Annotated in this window: 1 pseudogene; it reads left to right on the top strand. The window is 61.6% G+C overall.

The features are described from left to right. Positions 1–24 precede the first annotated feature (24 nt). A pseudogene (locus tag QQS38_RS25935) lies at positions 25–659 on the top strand (T6SS effector phospholipase Tle3 domain-containing protein); the annotation flags it as partial.

The raw sequence follows: 659 nt of genomic DNA, 5'->3' as shown, positions 1-659 counted from the left end.
TTGGACCGGGGGCTGCGGGCGGGCATGAATCCGCTGCCGCAGATCATGACCTTGGCCACTGCGCCGGTTCTTTATCTGGTCAACGTATTCACGCGGATACCGGTGAATGCTAGCCCCGATCCCGATTGGCGGATCTACGTCGATGCGCCGGCATTGAAGGCGCCGTTCAAGCCGAGAGCGGTCAGGTTCGGTGCTGTATCGATCGTCGAGGACGGAGAGCACCGCAGCGACTTCAACGAGCGCTTCGATCCTCCATCCGATGCGCTCGACAAAGACAAGGGCGGCGATGGCGCGCGGTTGAATGCAAACGATCCATACGACGCGTGGCAAGGAGAACGACTAGGCACGGCGCAGAGCGAGGCGGCGCAGCGGTACGAGGACCATGCGGCGCTGCGGATGCTGGCTCGTCGCCAGAACCGGCCGGACTGGGTGGACAAGGACGGCAAGGTCGTGGGTGAGGATGACCCCAGCCAGGCAAGCGTCGACTACGAATATTGGCGCAAAGACCAAATCCACGCGATCCTCAAGCAGGGCGTCGACAACAATGCGACGAACCACTCGACGATCATGACCAATGCCGAGCATGCGGAGAAGGCGCTGGCGTATGACGTGGCGATTGGCCTTTGCTACTTGTCGGACGAGGATCTGAAGAGGCTTCG

This window comes from Trinickia sp. Z7 (assembly GCF_056498045.1).
Note: the sequence above shows the minus strand (reverse complement) of the source record. Positions and strands in the feature narration are given on the sequence as shown.